26 protein-coding genes are annotated in these 26,042 nt (G+C 65.0%); 12 read left to right on the forward strand and 14 right to left on the reverse strand.

What is annotated here, in order from left to right:
• The coding region (asnB, locus tag VGR67_04155) for an asparagine synthase (glutamine-hydrolyzing) (GenBank protein HEV8335589.1) at positions 1 to 960 on the reverse strand (960 nt) is incomplete at its 3' end.
• A gap of 599 nt (positions 961 to 1,559) precedes the next feature.
• On the opposite strand from asnB, the gene VGR67_04160 reads away from it, so the two are divergent.
• The 5 genes from VGR67_04160 to VGR67_04180 all read left to right on the forward strand — a co-directional run bounded on the left by VGR67_04160 (position 1,560) and on the right by VGR67_04180 (position 6,837).
• Entirely contained in the window at positions 1,560 to 2,474 is a 915-nt protein-coding gene (locus tag VGR67_04160) for an SGNH/GDSL hydrolase family protein (GenBank protein ID HEV8335590.1), read from the forward strand.
• A gap of 111 nt (positions 2,475 to 2,585) precedes the next feature.
• Positions 2,586 to 3,695, forward strand: a complete 1,110-nt coding sequence (locus VGR67_04165) for an ATP-binding protein (protein ID HEV8335591.1) — start codon at positions 2,586 to 2,588, stop codon at positions 3,693 to 3,695.
• A 15-nt stretch (positions 3,696 to 3,710) separates the two neighbouring features.
• Positions 3,711 to 5,099 carry a sigma-54 dependent transcriptional regulator gene (locus tag VGR67_04170; protein ID HEV8335592.1) on the forward strand — a complete coding sequence of 463 codons (1,389 nt, stop codon included), beginning with the start codon at positions 3,711 to 3,713 and terminating at the stop codon, positions 5,097 to 5,099.
• 313 nt (positions 5,100 to 5,412) lie between these two features.
• Positions 5,413 to 6,234 (forward strand): dockerin type I domain-containing protein, encoded by an 822-nt coding sequence (locus VGR67_04175; GenBank protein HEV8335593.1) that lies wholly within the window; start codon positions 5,413 to 5,415, stop codon positions 6,232 to 6,234.
• A gap of 132 nt (positions 6,235 to 6,366) precedes the next feature.
• Entirely contained in the window at positions 6,367 to 6,837 is a 471-nt protein-coding gene (locus VGR67_04180) for a cohesin domain-containing protein (GenBank protein ID HEV8335594.1), read from the forward strand.
• Between the two features lie 172 nt (positions 6,838 to 7,009).
• On the opposite strand, the gene VGR67_04185 is transcribed toward VGR67_04180, so the two are convergent.
• Complete coding sequence (locus VGR67_04185) at positions 7,010 to 7,714, reverse strand: TIGR04282 family arsenosugar biosynthesis glycosyltransferase (GenBank protein ID HEV8335595.1); 705 nt, start codon at positions 7,712 to 7,714, stop codon at positions 7,010 to 7,012.
• A gap of 193 nt (positions 7,715 to 7,907) precedes the next feature.
• On the opposite strand from VGR67_04185, the gene VGR67_04190 reads away from it, so the two are divergent.
• The 3 genes from VGR67_04190 (at position 7,908) to VGR67_04200 (ending at position 11,846) form a co-directional block, all read left to right on the forward strand.
• Complete coding sequence (locus VGR67_04190) at positions 7,908 to 10,112, forward strand: patatin-like phospholipase family protein (protein HEV8335596.1); 2,205 nt, start codon at positions 7,908 to 7,910, stop codon at positions 10,110 to 10,112.
• 164 nt (positions 10,113 to 10,276) lie between these two features.
• On the forward strand, positions 10,277 to 11,206 hold the full coding sequence (locus VGR67_04195) for a proline dehydrogenase family protein (protein ID HEV8335597.1): 930 nt from the start codon (positions 10,277 to 10,279) through the stop codon (positions 11,204 to 11,206).
• Between the two features lie 16 nt (positions 11,207 to 11,222).
• On the forward strand, positions 11,223 to 11,846 hold the full coding sequence (locus tag VGR67_04200; protein ID HEV8335598.1) for a redoxin domain-containing protein: 624 nt from the start codon (positions 11,223 to 11,225) through the stop codon (positions 11,844 to 11,846).
• A gap of 6 nt (positions 11,847 to 11,852) precedes the next feature.
• Here VGR67_04200 and VGR67_04205 read toward each other — a convergent pair whose 3' ends face one another.
• The 10 genes from VGR67_04205 to VGR67_04250 all read right to left on the reverse strand — a co-directional run bounded on the left by VGR67_04205 (position 11,853) and on the right by VGR67_04250 (position 20,517).
• Positions 11,853 to 12,350, reverse strand: a complete 498-nt coding sequence (locus VGR67_04205; GenBank protein ID HEV8335599.1) for a DUF188 domain-containing protein — start codon at positions 12,348 to 12,350, stop codon at positions 11,853 to 11,855.
• Entirely contained in the window at positions 12,347 to 12,664 is a 318-nt protein-coding gene (locus tag VGR67_04210) for a carboxymuconolactone decarboxylase family protein (protein ID HEV8335600.1), read from the reverse strand. The genes VGR67_04205 and VGR67_04210 overlap by 4 nt, the downstream gene beginning before the upstream one ends.
• Positions 12,665 to 12,907 (reverse strand): hypothetical protein, encoded by a 243-nt coding sequence (locus VGR67_04215; GenBank protein HEV8335601.1) that lies wholly within the window; start codon positions 12,905 to 12,907, stop codon positions 12,665 to 12,667.
• 63 nt (positions 12,908 to 12,970) lie between these two features.
• The gene (locus VGR67_04220; protein ID HEV8335602.1) at positions 12,971 to 13,150 is read right to left on the reverse strand and encodes a hypothetical protein; all 180 of its coding nucleotides are present in this window, start codon (positions 13,148 to 13,150) and stop codon (positions 12,971 to 12,973) included.
• A gap of 106 nt (positions 13,151 to 13,256) precedes the next feature.
• Positions 13,257 to 13,958 carry a hypothetical protein gene (locus VGR67_04225; GenBank protein HEV8335603.1) on the reverse strand — a complete coding sequence of 234 codons (702 nt, stop codon included), beginning with the start codon at positions 13,956 to 13,958 and terminating at the stop codon, positions 13,257 to 13,259.
• Between the two features lie 126 nt (positions 13,959 to 14,084).
• Positions 14,085 to 16,973, reverse strand: a complete 2,889-nt coding sequence (locus VGR67_04230; GenBank protein ID HEV8335604.1) for a c-type cytochrome — start codon at positions 16,971 to 16,973, stop codon at positions 14,085 to 14,087.
• 18 nt (positions 16,974 to 16,991) lie between these two features.
• Positions 16,992 to 18,074 carry a hypothetical protein gene (locus tag VGR67_04235; GenBank protein HEV8335605.1) on the reverse strand — a complete coding sequence of 361 codons (1,083 nt, stop codon included), beginning with the start codon at positions 18,072 to 18,074 and terminating at the stop codon, positions 16,992 to 16,994.
• A 30-nt stretch (positions 18,075 to 18,104) separates the two neighbouring features.
• Positions 18,105 to 18,896 (reverse strand): cytochrome b N-terminal domain-containing protein, encoded by a 792-nt coding sequence (locus VGR67_04240; protein ID HEV8335606.1) that lies wholly within the window; start codon positions 18,894 to 18,896, stop codon positions 18,105 to 18,107.
• A gap of 43 nt (positions 18,897 to 18,939) precedes the next feature.
• Complete coding sequence (locus VGR67_04245; protein HEV8335607.1) at positions 18,940 to 19,488, reverse strand: ubiquinol-cytochrome c reductase iron-sulfur subunit; 549 nt, start codon at positions 19,486 to 19,488, stop codon at positions 18,940 to 18,942.
• A gap of 144 nt (positions 19,489 to 19,632) precedes the next feature.
• Positions 19,633 to 20,517: a HEAT repeat domain-containing protein gene (locus VGR67_04250; GenBank protein ID HEV8335608.1), complete on the reverse strand. Its 885-nt coding sequence runs from the start codon at positions 20,515 to 20,517 to the stop codon at positions 19,633 to 19,635.
• A 157-nt stretch (positions 20,518 to 20,674) separates the two neighbouring features.
• Between VGR67_04250 and VGR67_04255 the strand changes: the two genes are divergently transcribed.
• Both VGR67_04255 and moaC read left to right on the forward strand, forming a co-directional pair.
• A complete protein-coding gene (locus tag VGR67_04255) occupies positions 20,675 to 21,301 on the forward strand; it encodes a molybdenum cofactor guanylyltransferase (GenBank protein HEV8335609.1) in 627 nt (208 codons plus the stop codon).
• Positions 21,294 to 21,836 (forward strand): cyclic pyranopterin monophosphate synthase MoaC, encoded by a 543-nt coding sequence (gene moaC / locus VGR67_04260; GenBank protein ID HEV8335610.1) that lies wholly within the window; start codon positions 21,294 to 21,296, stop codon positions 21,834 to 21,836. The genes VGR67_04255 and moaC overlap by 8 nt, the downstream gene beginning before the upstream one ends.
• On the opposite strand, the gene VGR67_04265 is transcribed toward moaC, so the two are convergent.
• Positions 21,779 to 24,484: a pitrilysin family protein gene (locus VGR67_04265; protein ID HEV8335611.1), complete on the reverse strand. Its 2,706-nt coding sequence runs from the start codon at positions 24,482 to 24,484 to the stop codon at positions 21,779 to 21,781. The genes moaC and VGR67_04265 overlap by 58 nt on opposite strands.
• Before the next feature lie 167 nt (positions 24,485 to 24,651).
• Here VGR67_04265 and VGR67_04270 point away from each other — a divergent pair, with 167 nt between their 5' ends.
• Complete coding sequence (locus tag VGR67_04270; GenBank protein ID HEV8335612.1) at positions 24,652 to 24,822, forward strand: twin-arginine translocase TatA/TatE family subunit; 171 nt, start codon at positions 24,652 to 24,654, stop codon at positions 24,820 to 24,822.
• A 7-nt stretch (positions 24,823 to 24,829) separates the two neighbouring features.
• On the opposite strand, the gene VGR67_04275 is transcribed toward VGR67_04270, so the two are convergent.
• Positions 24,830 to 25,171: a hypothetical protein gene (locus VGR67_04275; protein HEV8335613.1), complete on the reverse strand. Its 342-nt coding sequence runs from the start codon at positions 25,169 to 25,171 to the stop codon at positions 24,830 to 24,832.
• 353 nt (positions 25,172 to 25,524) lie between these two features.
• Between VGR67_04275 and VGR67_04280 the strand changes: the two genes are divergently transcribed.
• On the forward strand, positions 25,525 to 25,986 hold the full coding sequence (locus VGR67_04280) for a hypothetical protein (protein HEV8335614.1): 462 nt from the start codon (positions 25,525 to 25,527) through the stop codon (positions 25,984 to 25,986).
• Positions 25,987 to 26,042 lie beyond the last annotated feature (56 nt).

The raw sequence follows: 26,042 nt of genomic DNA on the forward strand, positions 1-26,042 counted from the left end.
GATCGGCTGGTCCAGGTGCCAGAGAATGCGGGGATAGTCGCGCTTGAAGTCCTCGGCCGTGGGCTGCACGACCACCTGTTTGGCCCCGACGTGTCGGGCCACGGTTTGCGCGTGCTCGAACTCGTCGTAGCGCGGGCCGTAGGGATAGCGGCAGGAGAAGACGACGTCCGGCTTCGCCAGACAGGCGATCAGCGAGGAGTCGAGGCCCCCGGAGAGGAACACTCCGACCGGGACGTCGCTGCGCAGCCGCAGCTTCACCGCGTCCTCGAGCAGCCACCTCAGCTTCTCGACGTAATAGGCTTCCTTGTCGTAGGGGCCGTCGAACGAGGGGATTTCCCAGTAGCGCCGCACGCGCGCCTTCTCCCCGTCGTAGCGCATGAAGCAGCCGGGGGGAAGGCTCAGAATACCCTTGAACAGCGTCTGCTCGGCGATCGAGGTCTCGAACGCGCCGTACTCCTCCGGCAGCGCCGGCTCGGCGTCGAGCAGCGTCAGGAGGCTCTTGATCTCCGAGGCGAAGGCGAAACGGAGCGGCCCCCGGGGGAGGGAGTAGTACAAGGGCTTTTCTCCCATCCGGTCGCGCGCCAGGAACAGCTCCTTGCCGTCCCAGATCGCGAAGGCGAACATCCCGATGAAGCGATCGAGACACCGTTCGCCCCACTCGGCATAGGCATGGAGAATGACCTCGGTGTCCGACTGGGTCCGGAACCGGTGGCGCTCTTCCAGCTCTTTGCGGATCTCGCGGTAGTTGAAGATCATGCCGTTGAAGACGAGGGTGAACCGGCCGTCCTCGGTCGACATGGGCTGCGCCCCGGTCTTGAGATCGATCACCTTGAGCCGCCGGCTGCCCAGGCTGACGTCCCCCGAGGTCACCGTGCCGGAAGCGTCCGGCCCCCGGTGGAACAGAATCTCGGTGGCGTCCGAGATATCGGCTTTCCCCCAGATTCCCGCGATGCCGCACATTTTCCGCTCCCCGCGTTGCGAATCGGCTCGCTGTGAAGAGGCGCAATGCGGCGCCGGGAACCCGGCGGCGACATGACGCTCGTCCTGCGCGAAAACGACGTTAACCCGATCCAGGGTGCCTGGGGGTCGAGATAGCTCGCAAACCCGTCGATGTGGGCTCGGGCGGTGAAGGCTTTTGGAGCGCGAGCCTGCGAAGTGTACGAAATGGCGCCCGCCTGCACCCTGCGCGTCGCGTGTGCTAGCCTAACATACTCGTGAAATCAGACAGACAGGCAGCGGAGGATTGCTTTGGTAATCGCTGCCGGGAGACCATCCATGCCCATTGACTCGGGGCCGATTTACTGGATTGCCGCGGTGGAGGGGACGTGACCCATAAAGCACTCGTGAACGGTTCCCGGGGAACTGAACGGAAGGTTCGAGCGATCCTGCTTGCCGGCTCGATTCTCTTTTCGTTGCTGGCTGGGGAGGCGGTCGCCCGTTTGTTCCTTCCGGCTCCGTTACCCTGGCGATATCCGCAACTGCGTTTCCGCAGTTTGCCGGTCCTCCGCTTCGGTCTCATCCCGGGAGAGATAGGTTACAGCGCCGACAAGAAAGTCCGGGTGAACGCTCGCGGACTGCGCGGCAGCCTCGTTCCGTACGAAAGGACGCCGGGCAGAATCAGATTCCTTCTGCTAGGAGACTCGATCGTGTTCGGGTATGGCGTCGGGCAGGACGAGACCCTCGGCGAGCGACTTGCCGATACCCTGCGGAAGGACGGGCTCCCTGCGGAAGTGATCAATTCGGGCGTGCCCGCGTACAGCATCGAAGAAGAGATCGCCTTCCTGGAGCTAGATGGGATCCGCTACCGGCCAGACTACGTGATCCTTGGCTTTTGCTGGAACGATCTCAACGACAATCATGGCATCCGCGTGAGCTCGGAGGGCTGGCTCGTATCCGCCGCTCAGGGGGATGGGCCCGCCTCACACCCACTTTGGGAGACGCCCGCCACGTACGAGCTCAGGAACCTGGTCAAGCGATCACGAATCGCCTATACGGCGATGACCGGACTGCGCAGCGTGCAGGAGAATCTCTGGCCCGATTCCCACTATCTTTTCCGCAAGAGCGTTCTCGAAGGCATGCAAACCCAGGCGATCGTGCAGGCTTGGGAGCGGGTGGCGAGAAACGTCCGGCGCCTGCAGGAGCTTTCCGTTCAACATGGGTTTCGTGTCCTGGTGGTCGCTCTTCCGCTCCCCCTGGCCCTGGAAGCCGACTTCCCGCGGAGCAGCTATCCCAAATCGCTGGCCGAAATCGCCGCGAGGGAAGGCGTGCCCTTCCTAGACCTGCAGGGCAGCTTTCGCGGGGCGTTCCGGGGGCACGACTCGCTGTTCATCCCGTACGATGCCGATCATCCGAACGGTGCCGGTCACGCTCTGGCCGCCGCTTCGATCCGGGACTATTTGGAAAAAAATGGAGGACTCGCGCTCCTGATCTCTTCCGTCCGGCATCGTCCCTCCTTCCCGGACACGCCCCGGTAGGCTCCTCAGCACCTCTGGAATCGGGGGATCGATTCCTTGACTCGCCCCGAGGCTCCGCTTATATTACGAATTCGTAATTATGCGACGTCGCCTTCCAGGGAGAGGGCCTGGATGAACCCTGGCTTTTTCAAAGATGTCTTCGAAAGCACTCGTTGCGGCATCCTGACCATCGACGAATCGGGTCGCGTGACCGCGGTCAATCACCTCGGCAGGTCCATCCTGTCGCTTGCGGAGGCCGATTCTGGCCCTATTCCTTGCGAGGAGCTCCTTCGTAATCACCCTCGGATGAGCCGCATGCTCCTGGACTCCCTCCACATGGAGAATCCGCCGGGCCGTTTCGAAATTGATATCGAGGCAGAGGGAAGGCCGAGAAGGGTGGTCGGCGGGACGATCTCCCACGTACGAGACGGAGAGGGGCGCCGAGAGGGGGCGGTCCTTGTCTTCAAGGATCTGACCCAGATCGAAGAGGGGGAGGAGCAAGAAAGCCTCAAAGAGCGCCTCGCGGCAATCGGCGAGATGGCGGCCGGGCTCGCCCATGAAATCCGCAATCCCCTGGGGAACATCGGCTCCACGGCAACGCTCCTGAAGCGCAAGCTCAGCGGGAACGACTCGGGGATCCTCGCCCTGAACAACATCGTCCAGGAAGTGCGGCGGCTCAACCACACCGTGACCCAGTGCCTCGAATATGCGAAGCCAGTGAACTTGACGTACCGTCCGCTGAATCTTGCGAGCCTGCTGCAGGAAGTCGTCGAGGACGTCCAGGCCAAATGGCCGCGTGGGGGCGTCCTGGTCACCGAAAGTCATACGGGAGGAGAGGCCGGCCCCCTGATGGCGGACGGGTTCCAGCTTCGTCAGGCCTTCCACAACCTGGTGGCGAACGCTTTCGACGCCATGGAGGGAAAGGGTGAGCTCGGCATCATCACCCTTCTGGAGCCGAGCGGGCACAAATTTGCCGCTTCCGACATTTCGGGAGAGGATAATCCGCCCTATTTCGCCGTGGTGCGCATCCGGGATTCCGGCCGGGGCATCACGCCCGAAGCCCGCGAGCGGATGTTCTTTCCCTTTTTCACCACCAAGGCGGGGGGGTCGGGAATCGGGCTGGCGGTGGCCAAGAAGATCATCGATTCCCATCGAGGTCTTATCGACGTGGAAAGCGAGCCGGGCAGGGGAGCCACTCTTACCGTGAGGCTACCCTATCCGGGAGGTCCAATCGATGCGTGAGCCGGGGGTGAGCCGATGAAGCGTCTTCTCATCGTCGAGGACGAGAGGATTTCGAGAGAAAACCTCCAGACGATGTTCAGCGAGCACGGTTACGACGTGGAAGCAGCGCCCAATGGCGGCCAGGCGATTCGCCGGCTGGACCAGGAGCACTTCGACCTGGTGATCACCGACATGCAGATGCCGGAGGCGGACGGGCTGCAGGTCCTCCGGAAAGCAAAACAGGCCGACGAAAACACCATCGTCATGGTCATGACTGCCTACGGATCGGTCGAATCGGCGGTCGAGGCGATGCGCTTCGGGGCCTATGACTACATCCAGAAGCCGTTCGAGCTCGACGAGCTCGAGATGAAAGTCATGCGGGCCTTCGATCACCAGCGGGAGACACGGCAACTGGAGGTCCTGAAGTCGGCGGAAAGCGAGGCAGGCGAGCTCGTCTCAGAAAGCGCGGAGATGAAGCAGGTCCTGGCGGTCGTTCAGAAAGTGGCCCGGAGCAAAGCGACCGTTTTGATCACCGGAGAGACCGGGACGGGAAAAGAGAAGGTCGCGGAAGCGTTGCATCAGGGCTCGTGGCGGGCGGAGCACAACTTGGTGAAGGTGAATTGCGCCGCGATTCCGGAGGACCTGATTGAAAGCGAGCTTTTCGGCCATGAGCGCGGCGCCTTCACGGGGGCGCTCCGAAGAAAAATGGGGCGCTTCGAGCTGGCGGATGAAGGGACACTGTTCCTCGATGAAGTCGGGAGCATGTCCCCCCGGACTCAGGCGAAGCTCCTGCGGGCTCTCCAGGACCAGGAATTCGAGCGGGTCGGCGGCGAGCGTAGCATCCGCGTCGACGTCCGCGTCGTGGCGGCCACCAACCGGGACCTGCTGGAGGCGATCGACCGGGGAGAATTCCGCAGCGATCTCTTTCATCGCCTGTCGGTCGTGAACATCCGAATTCCGCCCCTGCGGGAGAGGAAGGCGGACATCCAGCCGCTCGCGACCATCTTTCTGGAGAAATACAGCCGGGAGCTCCACCGGAGCATCAAAGGCTTCACCGAGGAGGCGAAAGCGCTGCTGCTGGAGCACCCTTGGTCGGGGAACGTGCGCGAGCTCAAGAACGCTATGGAGCGGACGGTGCTGATGAGCGAAAGCGATTGGATCTCCCCGGAAGACATTTCGCTCTTCGAGATCAGGCTGGCACCAAGGGATGCGGCCGGGGGATCCCAGAAGGTCTCGGCTTCGATGGATTTGGAGGAGATGGAAAAGGAAGCCGTGCTTCAAGCCCTGGAGCGCGCCAACTGGGTCCAGAAGGATGCCGCGGCGGCCTTGGGGATCAGCAGCCGGGTCATGAACTACAAGGTCAAGAAGTACAGCTTCAAGAACCCCCGCTGGAACCGCAACAAGCCCACCGCCGGCGAAATGTAGAGAATCCTTCATTCCACTTTGGATGAACCCGAGTCAAGGAACGTCCACTTCTGTCCTCGCGCGCTCCGACATAATCCGAGAGTTCTTCCGAATGCCTCTCGCACACCTGCGTAACCGTAACCGACTTACTAGGGTGTAAGACGTTTGAGGATATGTGCGAGCGCCAAAATACCGACGCTTCCTCCGAGTTCTATCTCGCTGCAATCCTGCAACTTATAGAGTGTCTTTGAGAGCGTGAGAAGGTCTTTCGTGGCACCGATGCTGCTATCGCTCCCTGAGAGGATCCACGAGCGGATCCTGCGAGGGGGGAGCGATGCAATCCATCCAGCGCCAAGCGGTTCGAACGGCCGGCGCCCGGCTCCTGAAGTGGATTTTCTGGATCGCCTTCACGGTGCTGCTCGTGCTCTTTCCGCGTGCGGCATCCGCCGGCACGATCAAGCTGGCTTGGGACCCCGTCGGCGACACCGACCTTTCAGGGTATCGCGTCTACTACGGGACGACCTCGAGGGTCTACACCAACATGCTGGACGTCGGCATGCAAACGGCGGCGACCCTCAATAATCTGCAGGATTGCACGGTCTATTACCTGGCGTTGAAGGCAAGGGACGCCAACGGAAACGAGAGCGTCGCCTTCTCCAACGAGGTGTCGGGAATGTCGGCGCCGGAGCCTGCGTCGATCAGCCCCAACTCGGCCGTCCAGGGCGCGGGCAACGTGACCGTCACCATCACCGGCAACAATTTCGATACCCAGGCGAGGCCGGATTTCGGCCCCGGCATCACGGTGAACAGCTACGGGACCACCTCCTGCAACAGGCTTCAGGCCACCATCAGCATCGACGCGGCCGCCTGGGTCAACGCGCCGCCGGCGCAGCCTCGTGCGGTCGGGGTCCTGAATCAAGGCGGGCCCCGTGGCCAGAGGAGCGGAGCGTTTACCGTGCTTTTCGACAACAAGCGCTCCGACATCGACCACTCGGGGAAGGTGGCGGCTCGAGACGTCCTTTACTGGCGCAATGCTTTCGGCAGCATTCTGGGCGATTCGAGCTACAATACCGCCGCCGATCTGAACGGGGACGGCGTGGTGGACGGCGCCGACCTCGCGCTTCTCGCCGTCTGGCACGGCACGATCTTCAACTAGCCTCGGGGGACCACCCTGATAGCTCAAGCCAAAAGGCGGGCGGCGATTCTGGCCTGCTTCTTCCTGTTCGTCCTGATCAATTGCGGCGGCGGGGGAGGCGGCGGCGGAGGGGACGACGACAACGGGGGCCTGGTGGCCACGTTCGAGGGCGCTTGCGTCCCCGGCAATCCCTGCTACGCGGGGACGGTCACGATGCAGGCGGGGTCGGCCTCCGGGAACGTCTTCGAAGTGAACATGGTCCTGAACAAGCTGAACACCGTTATCGGAGCGGTCTCGATGCTGGTCGATTTCGATCCGACCTTCCTGAGCTATCAGGGCTTCACGAAGGGGACTGCTTTGGGCAACGGCGTCCAAACAATTTACATCGTCACGCCCACTTCCGGTGAAGTCCAGATCAGCATCACGCCGGGTGGTGGGAAGAGCATTTCAAGCGCCGATACGATGATTACCCTGGCTTTCAAGGCCCTGAAGGCGGGGCAGTCGAACCTGTCTTTCAGAAACAAGGACGTCAATGACGGCTCGGTCCTCTACACGACGGGGGGAGTCGTCATTCCCGCGGGCGGCTCGTCCGGCTGGTCCGGAGGGCTGGTAACGGCCAATTGACCGGCGCCTCCAACAGGCTCCGCAGCAAGATGCCCCTCACCATCTGACGAAGTCCTGAGAGGAAGCCGCACCGGTCCCCGGGCGCGTTTTAACCCGCTACCCGCCACCACGCCGGCCGCAGAGCCGGCACCAAGCCTGAACGTTCCGTTGGCGAACGCCTCCGAAATGGCGCTCAGAGCGCTTTCCCTGCCTCCGTCCAGCGCCGCAAAAGGGCTTGGGTGGCGCGCGGAATCGACACGTCCTCCCGCTCCTGCCGGTTGCGGATTTCCTTCCAAAGCGCGCCGAGCGCTTCAGGGGTGTCGACGTCGTCCCAGGCGGGGAGCGAAGCGAGAGTGATCCCTTCCTGGCGGGCCCGGCGGACGGTCTCGCGATAGACCTGCGCCGTCCCCCACGGGATTGCGCGGAACAGCTCGGGGTGAAGGCGCGTGGCCCCCATCAAATAGTAGCCGCCGTCACGGGCCGGCCCCACGACGACTTGGTGGGTTTCCAACTGGTCGAAAGCGCGAACGATTCTCTCGGGCGGAAGATGTGGGCTGTCGGAGCCCAGAACGACCACTTGCCGTGAGCCCGCGCTGAAGCGCTCCTCGAAGGCCTTGGCCAGCCTCTCGCCGAGATCCAACCCCTGCTGCGCCGCGAGCAAAGCGGCTCCCTGCCGGGCGGAGAGCTCCGCGTCCAGATTTCCCGGCTCGCTCAAGTAGAGCGCGGCGGCGGCCGAAGTCCGGGCGGCGACGTCATTGAGCAGGTCGAGGCTGTCGGCGAGAAGGGCGCGGTGCAGCTCCAGTGCCTCTTCGGGAGTGTAGCGTGGAACGAGACGGGTCTTGACCTTTCCGGCGACCGGATACCGGGCGAACAGCAGAAGGGAGCGGGACGGAATCATCGGTCGGAAGGCCGTTCTCCATTGAAGCAAACCCACGTCGGCGGAGCTCTTGCCTGCCGCCGCGCACGGGCCGAATACCGTGAATTGCGCGGCTCTCGTGGCGGCCGGATGGTAACACAATGCCGGAATGGTAAGATGCGCACCGTCCGGCGCCCCGGCCGGGGCGGCGATTGAACATACGGAGAAGCTCCGAATGACGACTCGGCGGAGAACCCTCTCCTCAGTTTGCCTGGCGCTCGTGATCCTGGGGGGAAGCCGGGCTTCGGCCGCCGAAGAGACGGAGACCGGTGCGAACAAACCTCATAAGACCCGCGGCGCCGGCGGGGTTCCCGTCGTCGGCCTGGCGCTTTCGGGCGGTGGGGCGCGGGGATTCGCCCACATCGGGGTCTTGAAGGCGCTCGAAGAGATGCGAATTCCGGTGGACCGCATCGCCGGCACGTCGATGGGCGCGGTCATCGGAGGCCTGTATGCGTGCGGCTACAAGCCGGCGCAGATCGAGGAAATCATCCTCCGGCTCGATTGGAGCGAGCTGTTCCGGATTACCGGTCCGCGGTCGCGCATGGCGCTCTTCGAAAGGGAGGAGTCGGGAAGATACCTCATCTCCTTGCCGATGGACCGGCTGAAGATAAAGCTTCCGGCGGGCTTCTCGGAGGGCGACCGGATCACCAGCATCCTGGCGCTGCTGACCGTCAATTCCGTCGCCGTCGATTCGTTCGACGAGCTTCCGATTCCTTTCCGCGCGGTGGGCACCGACCTCGTCACCGGGGAGCGGGTGGCGCTCGGCGCCGGCTCCCTACCGGAAGCGATCCGCGCCAGCCTGGCTTTTCCGTTCTTCTTCACGCCGGTCGAGATCGAGGGGCGGCTGCTCACCGACGGCGGCCTTTCGGACAATCTTCCCGTCGACGTCGCCGAGGAGATGGGGGCGGACATCGTCATCGCCTCCGACACGACGTCGCCCCTGCGCGACAAGGAGGAGCTGAATTCTCCCCTGGGCATCGCCGACCAGGCTCTCTCTCTCGAAATGGTCGCTTCGGCCCAGAGGATGAGGGGTCGGGCGGACGCCGTGATCGCGCCGGAGATCGGCAAACGGCAGCCGAATGACTTCAAGGACATACCCGTGATCATCGCCGAAGGCTATCGAGCCGCCCGCGAAAACCCCGATCTGCAACGGATCGCCCGCTCCGTGGCCCCGGCCCCCCCGAGGCTGTCTCCGAAGCCACCGCCGATCCTGGGCGGGTTCCGCGCCGACGGCGAGAGACGGCTGACACGCCGGCAGCTGGCTTCGCTGACCCAGGCCGTCACGGGGAAGCCCTTGTCGGTGCCGGACCTTCCCCAGGCAATCCAGGAATCGGTCGGGGAGGAGTTCTTCCGGACCGTCCGCTTCCAGCTGGAGCATGGGCAGGATGGTAAGAGCTTGCTCGTCATGAAGGTCAGCGAAAAGCAGACCGATCGCTTCAACCTCTCAGCCCGGGCCGACGACAAATACGGCGCCCTCGGCCTGGTCAACCTGAGCTTCCGAAATCTTTGGAGGGGCGACAATGCCGCCGCCCTGGATCTTCAGGTCGGCTCCTTCTCCCGGGCCTCGGCCCAGTTCCTCACTCCGTCAGTCCCGGGAACCTCGTTCTTCTTCCGGCCGCAGGCATTCTGGTCGAACGATTTTCAGCTGGCCTACTCGGACCGTCTCAACACCAGCCGCTTCGTCGATCGCCGCTGGGGCTTCGAGCTGCAGGGAGGGAATACCTTCCGGAACCTCGGGGCCGTGACGCTCGGATATCGATTCGTCTCCCACGAGTTCCATCTCGACACCGGCATGCCGCTGCTCGCCCCTTTCCACGGCAAGGTCACTTCGCTCGCGCTGAGAAGCCACGTCGACACCCTGGACCGTTCCGAGGTACCGGAGAAGGGGCGGATCATCGACCTTTCGCTGGAGTCGGCCCGCCAGGGGCTGGGAGGCGATCTGAGCTTCGAGCGGGCGAGCCTCGATTACGCCGGCTATCACACCTGGGCGAAGCGCCATACGCTGGTGACCGGCTTGATCGTGGGAGCGGCGCTCGACCCGTTGCCCGATTTCGAGAAGTATCGCGTCGGGGGGGTCGGCTACCTCACCGGACTCAAGCGCGAAGAGCTGCGGGGCGATTACGCGGCCGGAGTCCGCGTGGGGTATCGTCTCCGGATGGCCGATCCGGAAAAGAGTTTCCTCTCCCGCTTCTATCTGGAGATGGGAGTCGATGGAGCGAACGTCTGGCAGAAGGGGAATCACCCGTGGGACGGTGGGCTGATTCCGGACGCGTATCTGTCGCTGCTGGTCCGGACCTGGGTGGGACCCTTCCGCCTCACGACCGGCTTCACCGAAGGAGGGAGAAGGAACGCGACCTTCTTCTTCGGCCACTCGTTCTGAAGGGGAGTGGCCGAATCGCGGCTCATGAAGCCCGGCGGGCGTTTCGGGCGATGTCGGCGAGCCTGGAATCCTTGGAATGCGGATGGAATGCGGATTGATCCCCCGGCTCGGGATGTGCTAGCCTCCGGCGGCCTTCAGAAAGATCCAATCTCATCACGGCGGCCATGACCAAGAGCGTCTTTCTCTACCTTTCCAGGAGCCCGGCGGCGCGCCGTTTCACGATGGGCCTGCCCCTGGCAAAGCGGGCGGCGCGCCGCTTCGTCGTGGGCGAGACCCTCCAGGAGGCTTTAAATGCTGTGAGGGTACTGAACCGCGAGGGCTTGATCGCCACGCTGGATCAGCTGGGTGAGGACGTGATGAACGCCGAGGAGGCGAAGACTTCCACCCGCGGAGTGGTCAGTATCCTCGAAGGGATCCAAAGGATGGAAGTCGATTCCAACCTGTCGCTGAAGTTGACACAGCTGGGGCTGCGCGTCGACCCGGATCTCTGCCTGGAGAACCTCGATGCGGTCGTCGAGCGTGCCAAGACGCTCGGGAATTTCGTGCGGATCGACATGGAAGGATCCGACGTCACCGACGTCACCTTTCGGCTCTACGAGAAGGTGAAGGAGCGGCACGGGAACGTCGGGATCGTCGTGCAAGCCTACCTGCGCCGGACGGAGGACGACCTCCGCCGGCGGCTGATTCCGGCCGGTGCGTCGGTGCGCCTTTGCAAGGGAGCCTACAAGGAGCCCCCGGACCGGGCGTTTCCGGCGAAGCGCGATGTCGACGCGAATTACATCCGGCTCGCCGATCTGCTCCTGGCTCCGGAGTCTCGTGCCCGGGGAGCGAGGGCCGCCATCGCGACCCACGACGAGGCGATGATCCGCCACGTCCAGACGAAAGTCGCCCGGGGGGAAATCGGCAAAAGGGATTTCGAGTTCCAGATGCTGTACGGAATCCGCCGCGACCTACAGAATGCGCTCGCGAAGGAGGGGTACATCGTGAGGATCTACGTCTCCTTCGGAACCCAATGGTATCCCTACTTCATGCGGCGCCTGGCGGAGCGCCCGGCGAACCTGTTTTTCCTTGTCCGGAACATCCTGCGAGGGTAGTACCCGGAGAAGGACGATGGATCTCCGGAAAACGGCGGCGGCCTTCCTGGCATCCATGACCCTGACGGCGAGTTTCGACCGAACGGGCTTGGCCGACGCGCCGGTTCCGCACTCCCACCAACACGAAGGGGTCGCCGAAAAATTCCCGGAGCATCCCGCCGCCGGAGAGGACGCTCCCGATTTCAGGCTTCGGGATCTGAGCGGGCGGTGGATCGGCCTGGGGGAATACCTGGGCCGCGGTTATCTGGTCCTGCTCTTCTGCTCCGTCTCCTCCCCCAGCTTCCGCAAGACCGCCCTCCAGATGGATCGCCTGGCGAAGAACTGGGAGAGGCTGGAAGTGAAGGTGGTCGCAGTCTACACGCGCGAAGCGCACCCCGCGGCGCTGCGGAAGAGGGCGCCCCGGAGCTATCGCGAGCGCGCCGCCCTGGCGCGACAAGCCTGGGCCGATCTGAAGCTGAAGATCCCAGTCTTGATCGACGAATGGGAAGATCCCGTTCACCGGACCTACGGCGCCATGCCGGGATCCGCTTTTCTCCTCGATGCCCACGGAAAGATCGTCGCCCGCCACATCCAGGCCAGCGCCGATTCCATGGAAAAGGAGCTCCAGCGGGAGCTGCGTGTCACCGTCCCTCCGGAGTGAGACGGCTCAAGCGCCCGCGGGCCGGCCGGCTTCGCGCTTGAGGCGCTCCATCAGCTCGTGCAGGGCGTGCTTGAAGCGGCTCCGGAAGTCCGATCCGAAGGGTTGCGGCCCGCCGCTCGTCTCGCCGATCTCCCTGAGGAACTTGCCGATCTCGCGGCGCGCCAGGAGCGCTCCGATGCTGTCGGGCGTGAAGATCACGCCCCGCGAGGAGAGCGCCGCGGCGCCGGCTTTCAGACTTCGATCGGCGAGGAGGAGGTCGTCGGTGAGGACGATCTCGCCGGGAGCGGCGCGGGCGGCGATGTAGTCGTCGGCGGCCTCGGAGGCGGTGCCCACTACGACCACCTCATAGCCTTCGGAAGACTCCTGCCCGTGGCGGGCCGAGGGGCCTCCGACGACGGTGACCGGCGCGCCGTGCCGGGCGGCGATTCGCCGGGCCTCCGGCAGGACGGGGCAGCCGTCGGCGTCGATCCACAGGCGGAGGCTCGAGCGCGGCCCGGAAGTCATCGCGAGGCGGGGGGATCGTAGGGCTCGTCGGTGCCGGAAAGGTCGATGCGCAGCGCCGTCGTGAAGCGGTTCCAGTAATTCGTCAGCCCGACCACGCAGCTGATCTCCAGAATCTCCGAATCGTCATAATGCCTGCGCATCTCGGCGAAGACCTCCTCCGTGACCCGATGGGCGTCCTTCGTCATCAGCTCGGCGAAGCGCAGCGCCGCCTTCAGCGCCGGATCGTAGGCTGCCGATTGCGCGTGCCGCTCCAAATCGGCCAGCTCCAGCTCGGTATATCCCAGCTGCCTTGCCAAGGCAGTGTGCCCGGCCACTCAATAGCGGCAGGCGTTGAGCGTCGAGACGTAAAGGAAGAGCAGCTCCTTGCGCTTGAAGGGGACCCCCCCGGTGAACATGACGGCCCGGTAGTGGGCGATCATGGTCGTCAGGTAGGACGGGAGGTGGGCGAACGTCTTGAACGCGTTCGGAACGTTGCCGCGCTCCTTGATGTAGGTGTCGTAGATTGCCTGAATCTCAGGACCGACCTGATCTCTCTCCAGCTTCGGGAGCCGTCCCATCGCTTTCCCTCCTCCGCAACCGTGCCTTCAAATCCTCGCCCTGAACCGACGTCGAACCTCCCCTCATTGCCCTTTCAAGCTGCGGAAATAGATCCCCAGCCCCGCCGCCCCCAGGCCCGAGACGATCGCCCGGCCCCGGCTTCCCCGTCCCTGGGAGATGCCCGCGGCTTCCCAGCCGGCGTAGGCGAGGAAGAAGACGACCGCGGTGGCGATCAGGATTCGGTGGGCGGTCATCAGTCGCATCGACACCTCACCGGCGCATCGAAAGAGGAATCAATATAACCCGAAAGGGGGGAAAGGCGGCGGACAGCGGGCGGGGGCCGGTCGGCCGGCCCCCGCGGCGGCAGGGTTATTTCTTGGCGGGAAACGTGATGTCGGCCTTGACGTCGCCGGTCGCCGGCACGGTGACCTGGGCTGTCTGGACTCCGAGCGTCTCCTGCCAGTAGCTCAGGGTGTAGGTCCCCGGAGCGACGTTCGGCATCTTGAAGGTGCCGTCGGGGCCGGACAGCGTGTACCAGGCGTGCGGCGCCACAACCAGCCAGCCGTTCATCCAGGTGTGGACGTCGCACGACAGCCGCACCGTGTCGGGCTTCTCGAACTTGATCGGCATGACCTTCTTGAACTTGGGCTGAGCCTGGTTCACGGGCGGATTGTTCTTCGGATAGGTGTGGATGTTGTGGAGGATCCCGTCGTTGTTGAGGACCTCCAGCGTCCCGCCGGCCGGGATGATCTGCACGTGCGGATGGAACTTGCAGGATCGCTGATCCAGCTGGGGGTTGGGGGTCGGGGCGGCCATCTTGGGGGCGCCGGGGGCGTCTTTGATGTAGACGACGACATTGGCGATGGCCTTGTCGGGCGCCACCACGAGCGCTTCCTCCATGTGGGATTCCTTGGAGCAGACTTCCTTGTCCTTCGTGACCGTGATCGCTTTCTGGGGAGGAGGCGCTCCTCCGTAGGTCACCTTGCCGACGATGTTGCCCGCGAGGCCGGGAAAGGTGGCTAAGGCGAGGCAGGCGACACCGACAGCGACGGTGTTGCGGATGCGCTTCATCGTGCTCTTGCTCCTTTTGTCATAGGAAGGATCCTGGCCGGCTCCGCATCGGCTCCGGCCCCCCTCCAAAATGTGGGGACATTATAACTGACGAGAATCGGGGGGGCCACCGGCCGGAAGGGCCGGTCAGGAGCCGCTCCGGGAGGGACCGCCCAGGGTCAGGAGATAGTCGCGCAGGGCGCGAATCTGCCGTTCCTCGTCGCCGCCGAGGACGTCGTCGGGACCGGCCGTCGCGAAGTTGTCGGGATCGTAGAAGTTGGGCATCTTCGTCCCCGGATAGAGCTTCTGGGGGTTCTTGATCCAGTCGACGATCCACTCGGGGCGCAGGCGCTGGTGGGCGAGCGCGAAGTCGGGCGCCCAGCCGGACGGGTCTCCCTCCGGCTTCTTCGCCCCCTGCTGGTGGCAGCTGGTGCAATTGAAATAATCGGGGGAGGCGAGGGTGCGGGCGGCCGCCAGGTCCTGCGGCGTCGGCGGCGGGCCGTGGGGCGTCTCGAACGGAAAAGGGGACTCCGAGAGGGTGGAGAAATACTGGAGCAGGGCGTTGGTCTCGGCGTCGTTGAAGCCGAAGGTGGGCATGCGCACCTGGAGCCAGGGCCGGATCGGAGTCGGGCCCTGCAGGAAGCGGAACAGCCAGTCGGGCCGGACGCGCGCCCCCTCGCCGCTGATGAGCGGAGGGGAGAAGGCGACGGCCTGGCTGTCGGCCTCGTCGGCGCCCATCCCCTGCGCCACGAGCCTGGCCGCGATCGTCGCGCGGATTTCCTGACCCTCCCCCTCGAGGAGGTGGCAGCCCTGGCAGTTGTGCTCCAGGACCAGCCGCCGTCCCGCCTCGAGAGTCCGCTGCCGGGCGTCGAGGATCCGGGTGCTCGCCAGGGGCGGCTTGTCCTTCACCATCGACAGGACGAGGGTGACGACCGCGCGCCGCTCGTCGGGAGTGAAGTTGAACAGCGGCATCTTGAGCTTCTCCTCGGCCGTCTTCACCTTCCCCTGGTCGAAGATGCGCGGGTTTTCGAGCTTCTGATGGATCCAGTCGTGGCGGGTCTCGGGGATCTCGCTGAAGCCGAAATCGAACCGATCGACCTCCTTGCTCCCTTCTTCGCTGAGCTCCGTCCCGATCGGGGGCGTGGTCTCGAACCCCTGGATCAGGTGGCATCCGAAGCAGCCGTACCGCGTGATCATCCGCTGGCCCAGGTAGGCTTCCTTTTCGTGCGGCGACATCGAGGCGATCTTGGTCTTCACCTCAGCGGCCGTCATGCGGGCCCGGAGCTGGTCGGTGACGAGATCGTCGAGGAGCTTGGGGTCGCCCGGAGTGAGCTCCGCCTTCCACTCCTCCGCCGTCAGGGTCGTCAGATAGGCGGTGATGTCGAGCGCCTCGCGATCGGTCAGGCGCAGGTTGGGCATCCGGGTCTCGGGGAAATACTTTTTCGGGTCCTTCACCCAGGCGTAGATCCATTCCGGACGCGCCTTCGTGCCGATCCCGTCGAGATTCGGGCCGAAACGCCGCCGGAAGGTGGGCGGCGCCTTTTCGAGGCGGGCGATGGAGTGACAGCCGGTGCAGCCGATCGTGGTGACGAGCTGCTCCCCGCGGGCGGGGTCGCCGCTTCCGGGAAGCCTGGGGAAACCGCCCGGCTCGGTCTTGTCGAAGAGATAGGCGACGATGCCGCGAATCTCCTGCCGGGTCCTGGCGAGGTCCTCCGGGGAGGAGTTGTTCGAGAGGCCGAAGAAGCGCGGCATCAGCGTGGCCGGCCTGAACGCGGCCGGATTCTCGATCCACTTGCTGACCCACTCCGGGTTGGTCTTCCAGGTCAGCCGCGTCAAGAGGGGCCCCGGCTTGCGCAGGCCCTCGAACCCCTTGATCTTGTGGCAGCCGAAGCAGCCGAACCGCTCCACCAGGTCGCGCCCCTGATTCCAGCGGGCGGCCTGCGGAATGTGCACGACGCCCTGATGGCATGGCAGGCAGGAGGCCTCGATATATTTCGCCGGCAGCATCGGGTGCATCTCGTGCTCCTTAGGACGCCAGGAATGTTTCTTCTTCCAGGCGTCGCGCTGCGCGTCGCTGTCGGGCCAATGGGCCGCGTCCAGGAAGTCGGTGGCCCGGTCGAGTCCGCGATGGCAGACGGTGCAACCGACCTTGTCGACGGGGTGCGGGGACCTCGCGGTGAGGAAGAGCTCCGGCCGGGAGTGCGACGTGAAGGGCTGGGCGACGTCCTCGTACCCCGCCTGATCGGAACCTTGATGGCAGGTCTGGCAGCGATCGACGCGCGGGATCGAGACGAAGTTGATGTCTTTGCTCTGGGAATCGAGGACGACCTGCTGGATCTTGAGGTCCGGCGCCATGAAATCGAGCAAGGGGGCGTTGCGGAACCCCTCGAAAGCGCGCATGACCAGGCCCCGGGGCTGCACCAAGGAAAGCTTCTTCTGGAGCCGCTCCACGGCCACGAGCTTGTCGGCGCGCTCCTTCTCCAGCTCGGCCGTCCGGCCGATGAACTCGGCTTCCCGTTTCTTGAGAGCGGCGAGCGCCGCGACCGCGATTTCGTTGGCGAGCCGGGCCTTCTCCAGCTTCGCCTCCACTTCCCGCAGGCGCTGGCCAGCCCGCTCGGCGCGGCCCGATTTCTCGTGAGCTTTTTCCTCGTATTCGAAGCGCAGCGCATCGTAGATGGACTTGGTGTTCTTGGAGTCCCGGTCCTTGACGAACACTTCCTTCGAGGCGGCGGCGATCTCCCGCTGCAGCGCCTCGAGATCTTTCTGGCGCTGCTCCGTCTGGGCCTCCTGCGCGCGCAGCTCCGCCTTGATCTTCTCGAGCGCTACTTTGTCGAGGCCTTGCTCCGCCTGCTGGATCGCCTCTTCCGTCTTGCGGGCCGTGATCGAGCGGAACTCGCGCTGCAGGCGCTTCCAAGGCCGGGAGTAGTCGTCCCAGACCATCCACAGCGTCCCGAGGAGGAGCCCGAGGCTGGACAAGGCGAAGACCTTGTTCAGGAGCGGGACGCTGCGGGCGTATTCCTCGTTCTTGGCGGGCACCGATCGGCTCCGGCTCAGTCAGATGTTGAAGAAGTACTCCGGGATCGCGACGACGTAATGCATGTTGAACAGCCAGCGGAGGTACATCTTGATCGGCAGGCTGACCATGCACAGCAGCAGGAAGACGAGGATTTGATACCTCGCCATGCCCATCTTCTCGAAGAAGGGCTTGAACCAGGTCTTCGCCAGGAGCAGCGGAGTCAGGACGAAGTAGGCGAGCACGAGCAGGATGCCGAAGATCTCACGGAGGAACCAGTTCTGGGGAAGCCCCGTGTTGAAGACCTGCACCCAGATCACCTCCGAGAGGTTGATGTTGCTCAAGGGGACGAGCTTGTGGACGTCCCATTTCTCGAACGGGCCGAAGAAGTTCTGGTTCGGGCCGCGGAAGAAGGTGCCGGTGATGATCATCATGACCCAGAGGACCAGGAAGCCGAATTGGAAGGTCAGGATCTCCCACTTCCGCTCGGCGAAGGTGTAGTAGCCGTTCCCCTTCTTGTTCGGGTCGATGTAGGGCAGCGCCATCAGGCCGATGATGATCAAGCCCGGCAGGAGCACGCCGGCAATCCAGGGGTCGTAGTAGACCAGCATCTCCTGCAGCCCGAGGAAGTACCAGGGCGCCTTGGAGGGGTTCGGGGTCTTGGCGGGGTTCGCCGGCTCCTCGATCGGCGCCTTGAGGTAGATCGACCAGACGATCAGGAGCACGCCCCAGAGGATCATGCAGAGGAACTCGGTGTAGACCAGATCCGGCCAGACCAGGATCTTGATCTCCGACTCCAGCTTTTCCTCGGGGGGAAGGCTTTTCCCCATCCTCTCGTCGTTCTTCAGCGCCAGGTACATCGAGAGCCAGGAGAAGAAGCCCACCAGGAAGAGCATGGCGACGATCGGCACGTTGTCGGGCTTGGTGACGATCAGGCGGAAGTTGGGATCGGTCAGGCCGTAGGCCACGAACGCCGCCCCGAGCGCGAAGGCGATAAGCGCGGCGCGCGGGGACCAGAGCCATCGCAGCTTCCGGAGCAGGAAGGCGGCGAAAAACAGGATGAAGATCAGAGTGAAGAGGATGGGCGGGTTACAGAGCCAGTCCACCACCGATTTGAAGAGCATCGCCTGATCTCCCGGCCGCCCGGTTCCGCTTCAGAGGGGCCCTGAAATCCCGCCGTCCTTGCGGACTCTCCAGAAATGAACGGCCATCAGGACGGCCGCCACGAGGGGAATGCCCACGCAGTGGAGGACGTAGAAGCGCAACAACGCCGCGGAGCCGACGAAGCGCCCCGCGAGCAGGGCGAACCGGGCATCGTCGCCGGCGTGGACCAGCCCGATGTCCCCGACTTTGAGGAGCGCGGCCCCCGGGCCCTCGTTGCCCAGAAAGGGGGTAGCTCTCGCCATGTTCGAGCCCACCGTCACGGCCCACATCGCCAGCTGGTCCCAGGGGAGAAGGTAGCCGGTGAAGCTGAGAAGAAGCGTGAGCACGAGCAGCAGGACACCCACGTTCCAGTTGAACTCCCGTGGCGGCTTGTAGGAGCCGGTCATGAACACCCGAAGCATGTGGAGCCAGACGGCGATGACCATGGCGTGGGCGCCCCAGCGATGGATCTCGCGCATCACGCCGAGCGGCACCTGCGACCGCAGGTCGAGGATGTCGACGAAGGCGTACTCCGCCGTCGGCCGGTAATAGAACATCAACAGGAGACCGGTGATCGTCTCGACCAGGAACAGGAAGAAGGTCGTCCCGCCGGCGCACCAGGTGTATTTCAGCCGGAGCCCCGATTTGCGGACCTTGACCGGATGGAGGTGAAGGAAGACGTTGGTGAGCACGGCCAGCGAGCGGTTTCGCGTGTTATCCGGGGGGCCGTGACGGAAAATGGAGTTCCAGACCTGCGATTCCCGTAAGTTGTCGAACCACGATTTCTTCGGCGGCGTGGCCATGGTCACCCTCGATCCATCGCGTCAGTAGGTCCTCGAGCCGATCTCAGACGGGGATGAATGCCTCGGGGTCCTGCCATTGTCCCTTTTCCTGCCGGTAGACCTTGGTCTTGTCCACGAGAATCTGCCCGTCCTCCGCCAGGACGATCCGAAACCGCTCCAGCGGGCGCGGCGCCGGCCCTTCGAAGTTGATCCCGGTGATGTAGAAGCCGCTTCCGTGGCAGGGGCACTTGAACTTGCCTTCGGCGTCGAGCCAGTTCGGCGTGCACCCGAGATGCGTGCACACCGTGCTGAGCGCGTAGATTTCCTTGTCGTCCCGCACCATGAAGACTCCCCGCGATTCCTTGAAGCGGTTGTCGACGCCCGGCGCGTACTCGCTCGGGAAGCCGGCCTTGAAGGTCTGGGGAGGCTCGAAAAGGACGTTCGGGAAGAAGAAGCGCAGGGTGGAGACGGAAATCAGGGTCATCGCTCCGGTGAAGGAGACCCAGGCGATGGCGATCCAGGAGAGGAAGCCGCGGCGACTTACCTCACCGCCGGCGGCCGCGCCCGGGGAAGCCGGCAGGACAACCGGCTCCGTCTTGGGAGCATCGGGCATGAGAGGAAACTCCGCGAGCCCGTCTGAGAACTCGTGAAAAAGTTCACGCGCCCCCGCCCAACCGGCCGATGGACGAGCTGCGCGCGTCGAAGGGCAGCTATTCTAGCCAAATGGGGTGGAGTGTCAAGCATCTCGAGGGCCTTCTCAGGGAGACCGCGCTTCGAGAATTTGCCGCGCCTCCCCCCGCACGCGCGCCGAAGGATCCTTGCCGGCGGCGCGGCGGATCGCGCTCGCCGCCGCCTCTCCGGGAAGGCCGCGCAGGGAGCGCAGGACGTTGATCTTGAGCTCTTCCTGCCGGCGCGCCGGCATCCCCGGCGCGCGCCAGGAGGGATCGAGCAGAGGAAGGAGCACCGGCAGCGCCGCGGGATCTCCCAGGCGGGCCAGCGAGATCGCCGCGTTCCAGGAGACGTCGGAGGCGGGATCCGAAAGCGCGATCCGCAGCGCCGGGACGGCCGCGCGATCCTCGATCAGCCCCAAGGAGAAAGCCGCCATCTTGCGGACGGCGGGATCCTCCTGGTGGAGCTTCTCCATCAGCGGAGCCGAGCCGCGAGAGTCGCGGAGGGCGCCGAGAGCCCAGACGCTGTAGAGCTGAGTTTCCGGATCGGGATCCTCCAAGGCGCGGATCAGGCTGTCCACGGCGTGGCGATCTCCCAGCCGGCCCAGGGTCAGGGCCAGGGATCGGCGGATGCGTGAATCTCCCCCCGCCTCGCCGTCGAAAGTCTGCACGGCGCGGGAGACGAACGCGGCGCGCGCCGTCCTTGGGATGTCGTAACGCTCGAGGCGGGAAAGCTCGAAGGCGGCCATCGCCCGCCGCTCTCCGGGCGCGTTCCGAACCTCCTCGAGGAGATCGTGCGGGCTCCGGGAGTCGAGGGAGAGGAGCCCGAAAAAGAGCACGATTCCCGCCGCGAGCAGGACGAAAAGCAACGGGACGAGCACGGCGGGACCGAGACGCCGGGAGCGTTCGCGCGGGGGAGGCGGGGGCGGCGCGGATCCCTCCTGAGGCCGCTCTTCCAGGACATCTTTGAGCATCGTCGCCGTCCTCCGACCGGAAATTCGCCGCGACTCGCGGGAGCCCGCGCTCCGATCGCATCTTGCGGCAGCCCACCGCGCGGGTCAAGCTGCGCTCCGGCGGCTTGTGCTATCATAATCACAACATGAGATCGTCGATGAAGCGGAGGTATGGGCGGTGGAAACCGGCAAGGGGTTCAGCGGTTTCATCCTCGCCGGCGGGCGGAGCCGAAGGATGGGCAGCAACAAGGCGCTGCTTCCTCTCGGCGGCCGCCGTCTCGTCGATCGCGCCGTCGAGCTTCTGGAGCCTCACGTCCAGGAAATCTTCGTCGTAGGCCCACCCGAAGTCTTCCCCTTGCTGCACGTTCCCGTCCGTCCCGACGAGATTCGCCAAGGAGGCCCCCTGGGCGGGATTCTGACCGGGCTGCGGCACACCCGCTTCGAGCGCAGCTTCGTCCTGGGAGTCGATCTCCCGTTTCTCACGGGCGAGATCCTGGATCGGGTGCTGGGCGAGGCGGAGGGTTACGACGTGACCCTGCCGCGCATCGGGGAGACCCTGGAAACTCTCTGCGCCGTCTACTCCAAAAGTTGCATCAATCCGATCGAAGCCCTTCTGATGACCGGCAAGAAGTCGGTTCACGAGCTGATGGGACGGGTCCGCGTCAAGGTGCTTCCCGAGTCCGACTTCCAGGAGCTGGGAGGATCGTCGGCCTTTTTCAACATCAATACCCGCGAAGACTACGAGGAGGCGAAACGCCGCGCCGCCCATCTTCCGCGCCATCCGGAGGGTGTCCACCATGCCTGAGCGCCCCCGGCGCTTGAGCCACGTGGACCTCTCCGGGAAAGCGCGCATGGTGGATGTGGCGGGGAAGCCCGCGACGTTTCGCGAAGCCGAGGCCGAAGGGCGCGTGGCGCTCGGGGCGCGGGCGTTTCGCCTGGTGCGGGCGAATCGCGTCGCCAAAGGGGACGTGCTGGGCGTGGCCCGGATCGCCGGGATCCAGGCCGCCAAGCGCACCTCCGAGTGGATCCCGTTGTGCCATCCCGTGCCTCTTGAGAACGTCGAGATCGGATTCCGCCTGGAGCCCCGCCGCAAGACGATCGTGATCACCGCGCGCGCCGCGGCCCGCTGGTCCACGGGCGTCGAGATGGAGGCGATGACCGCGGTCGCGGCCGCGGCCCTGGCCATCTACGACATGTGCAAGGGGGTGGAGCGGGCGATGGAAATCGGTGGAATCCGGCTCCTGCTCAAGCGCGGCGGGCGGAGCGGCGAGTTCCGGAGACTTCAGCGCGAGGGTGGGGGGCCCGCGCTGACGCGCACCAGCCGGGTCGCGTCGAGGTAGCGCGCCGCCCCCTCCTTCAGCAGGGCGGGCGTGAGATTCGCAGGCAGCGTCTTCCCTTCCTCGTAGGCCGCGAATCCGACTCCGAGAAGCTCGTAGAAACCCAGGTTGCTCGCGACGCTGTAAACCCCCTCCTTCTCTCTCAGCAGCCGGCCTCGCTCGATGGCGATCAGGTCGCGGATCGTGGCCGGGGTGACTTCCTTCATGCCAAAGGCCCGGGCGCGCAGCTGGAGCTCGTAGGCGATCTGAGGGATCTGCGAACCGGGGGCGGCGGCCTCGACGCTGAGTATGCCGCCGCGGGAGAGTCCTTCCGGTACCGCGGTGATCGAATAGGCCATCGGCTGGTTCAGGACGAGATCGAGCGTTCCCCGGGCGGCCAGCAGCGTTCCCAGGGCGCGGACGAGCGGGAATTGCGGATCCGCCAGCGGCACCCCGGGGTAGCCCAGGATTATGGCGGAGGGATAGGCCTCGACGACCCGGGAGAATTCTCCCCCCACCGATTCGTTCGTGGCGACTGCGGCAACCTCTGGCGGCGCCTTTTCGCCGGCCGGCGCGCTCCAGGCCCCGAAGGCGGCCGCGGCCAGCTTGCGTCCCTCCTCGGGACTCAGATCGCCGACCAGCGTGAGCACGGTCCGATCGGGCCGGTAGTAGCGGCGGTGAAACCCCAGGATCTCCTCGCGGGAAATGGAGGGGAGGCTCGTTTCGCTGCCGGTTCCGTTGTTCGCGTAAGGATGGTCCCGGTACAGCTTCTCCCGCACCAAGTCCCGCGCGGCTTCCAGCGGCACGAGTGAGCGCGTCTCGCCGAACCGCCGGATCCGATCCCGGACCGCGTCCACCTGATCCGCCGGGAAGGCCGGCTCGAGAACGGGCTTCGGCAGCAGCGTCAGCGCCTCCGGAAGATCCTCCGGGAACACGGTCAACCCGGCCTCCGTCGTGTCGCGGTTGGTCGTAATCCCGAAGGTCGATCCGATCGCCGCCACCCGCCGGCGGAAGTCGGCGCCCGGGAGCGTTCTCGTTCCGAGCGACAGCGCCGAGGCGACCATTTGCGCCAGGCCTTCGCGCCCCTGGGGATCGTCGGCCGAGCCGGCGCGGATCTGCAGCGAGACCCCGACGAGGCCCCGGCTGCGGTCGGGTTTCACGAGCAGGACCATCCCGTTGGGCAAAACAGACCGGACCGTCGGCGCGGCTTTCCCGTGCTCGGGACGCGGCGCGAGCGCTCCTTTCTGCTCCGCGTAGAGGACGGTCGAAAAGTCGGGCGCGGGGGCGGCGGGCTCGTCCAGATCGGTGGCCTCGCGGGAAAGAGCATCGAGCTCCTCCTTGGGCGGAGCCTTCTCTTCCTTCGGGAAGATGAGGAGAGTCTTGACGTTTTCTCCCGCCAGATAGGTCGCGGCTACGCGCTTCACGTCGGCGGCAGTCACCCTCCCGAGGTTGCTCTCGAGCTCCCAGCCGTAACGGACGTCGCCGAAGAGCGCCGCTTCTCCCAGATCCTGGACCATGACTCCCACGGGCTCGCGCTGGATCATCGCGGCAAGGCGCATCTGGCGAACCACTCGGCTGACCTCAGCTTCCGGGAACCCCTCGCGCCGGACCCGCTTCAGCGCGGCGAGGACGAAGCGCGCCGCCTTGGGGGCCACGCCGGGGGATGGAGGATGAGCCGTGAAGATCAAGAGTCCCCGCTCCTCCAAAACCTGGAACCGCGAGGTGAACGCGGCGATGTCGCCGGGGGAACGGTTGCCTTCCTTTTTCAACGGCGACGCCGTCGGATCGTCGAGGAGACGGGCCAGGACGGCGAGAGCGAAACGGTCCGGATGGCGGTAGCCGGGGACGGGGAAGAGCACGGAAGCGGTCGCGGCCATGCGCGGGAAGCTCTTCACAAGGTGCCGCGGCCCGGTGAAGCCCGGCTCGAATTTCGGCTTCGCCGGAAGCACCTTGCTCGGCTTCAAGGTGCCGAAGAGGCTCTTGACTCGCGCGAGCGTCTTTCCCGGGTTGATGTCCCCGCCAATCGCCAGCACCATGTTGTTCGGCACGTAGAGGTTCGCGTAGAACGCCGCGGCGGTGGAATGCTCGAAGGAGGCGAGGCTGGCGAAGCTTCCCAGGTAAGGGAATCGGTAGGGCTGCCCCGGGAAGGCCGCGCGCATCTGCTCCAGGAACAGGACCTCCTCGGGACCGGCGTAAGCCTCCTTGAGCTCCTGCGTGAGCGCGGGGCGGATGCGATCGACCGCCGTGTCGGCGAGCGTGGCTTGGGAAACCTGCTGGAAGAGGGCCTCCAGGATCGGATCGAGGTGGATCGACCCCACCTCGGCGAAGAAGAAAGTGCGATCGTAATCGGCCTGGATCGCCGAGAGTCCGCCGGCCCGGAAGATCTCGAGTTGCTGTTGCAAGGGAGCGTGGTTTTCGGTCCCCCGCGGAATCACGTGCTCGAGGAAATGAGAGTATCCCGCGAGCGACTCCGACTCGTCCTTGCCGCCGGCATGGACCCAGACGGCGGCGGCCGCCAGGGGAGAGGAATGATCTTCCAGGAGCACGACCTTCAAGCCGTTCTCCAGGACCTGCACTTTGGGAGCGCTGGAAGCGGGCCAGGCCGCCGGGGAAACGGTCAGCAGCAAACCGAAGACGAGCAGGCGAAGAGACGGCGCGATACGCGGCTCCAAGCGACCTCCGGAAGAGGAAGAGTTTCGTTGAGGGCGGCGGAGATTATAATCGGCCCGGCCCGGTCGGGCAACGGAAGGGCGGCGCGGAAGGCCTTTCGCTCGTGTGTTATACTTACCCCATCGGCTGCGGACGCCGGCCTTGGGCGTGCGCCAGCCAGGAGGGGAACTTGCCCAGCATTGGTTTTCCGGAGCTGCTCCTCATTCTCGGTATCGCCCTGCTGATTTTCGGTCCCCGGAAGCTTCCGGAGCTCGGAAGCGCCATCGGAAGGACGTTCAAGGAATTCAGGAAGGGGATGAAAGAGGACGCGCCGGCAGGGACGCCTGGAAAGAAGGAATAGCCGGCCGTCAGTCCTGCCGCCGATCTTCACCCCGGCCGCGCTCGGAGCCGCGAGCCAGACTTCGAGTCGCGTGAGCCGCCATCAGCGCCAGGCCGATCAAGGCCGGCACGTAGCAGCCTACCGCCGGCCATCCGCTCTTCCCACCCGTCAGCCAGGCCGCCACGACGCCGCCGCCGACCAGCGCCGGACCCACGTAAGGCCTCGACCACCAGGCCCGGGCGCGCGGCGCCTCCGGGGCCTCCGGCGACGGAGATCGCCTCCGATAATCGAGATAGATCAGCCAGGCCGAGGCCCCCAATCCCGCCACCGTCGCCGCCCCGGGAACCACCCAATTCTGCCAGGACACCATTCAAAACTCCGCGCCGCAAGGACCGATCTCGCCCTCGGACTCACTCTCGCCCGCGCCGCGTCTTAACAGTGTCGCGATTCTAAACACGCGACGCGGCCGTGGCTCTCCCCGGGACGCGGGGCTTCAGTGTGCCATCAAGACTCACTGAAAACCAGCGACTGGAGCGCACTTCCAGAGAGTCTTCAGTGAAAAAGAGATTGCCGCCCCGTGACGATCGCCGTATATAACGTTCACATCGGTGGCCAAAAACCCATCTCTTTCCCCGGCCTTTCGGGTGGCTTGGGAAATCAGGACCTGTCGGAGATCCCCTCTCCGGGCGAGGATCCCATGGGCGGCCCGTCGGGAGGAAGATGATGAAGAAATGGATCGCAGTCGTACTCTGCCTGCTTCCGGTCGCGGTGCGCGCCGAGCAGACCTACACCAACGAGGACCTGAGGAAATTCAGCGTTCCCGGAGCTTACACGAACGCGGATCTTCGCAAGCTCCCCCGCTTGCCAGTCGTGAAGGGGGCGCCGTCCCGGCCGGCTCCGGCGCCGAGCGAGGCGCCGGACGCGGAGCCTTTCCAGAGGCACCTCGATTTTCTTGCGGAGCAGCGGCTCATCATCCAGTCGGAGCTCGACTGGCGTGAGGAGATGGTCCGCAAGGCGAATTCGGCCTTCGACAAGGGGCCGGACGGCTATCCTTGGCCGGGCTTCCTGAGCAAGAACAAGAGCTCCATCCAGTACCTGAAGATGCAACTCGCGATCATGGACGCGCGCATCGGACAGACTTACGACGATGCCCGCAAGGCGGGAGTCGTTCTCGAAAGCCGCTGAACGCGAAACACTCTCCCCTCTCGAGGGCGCCACGGCACGCGACGTGGCGCCTTTTT

The organism is Candidatus Polarisedimenticolia bacterium, from assembly GCA_036004685.1.
GTDB lineage: Bacteria > Acidobacteriota > Polarisedimenticolia > Gp22-AA2 > AA152 > DASYRE01.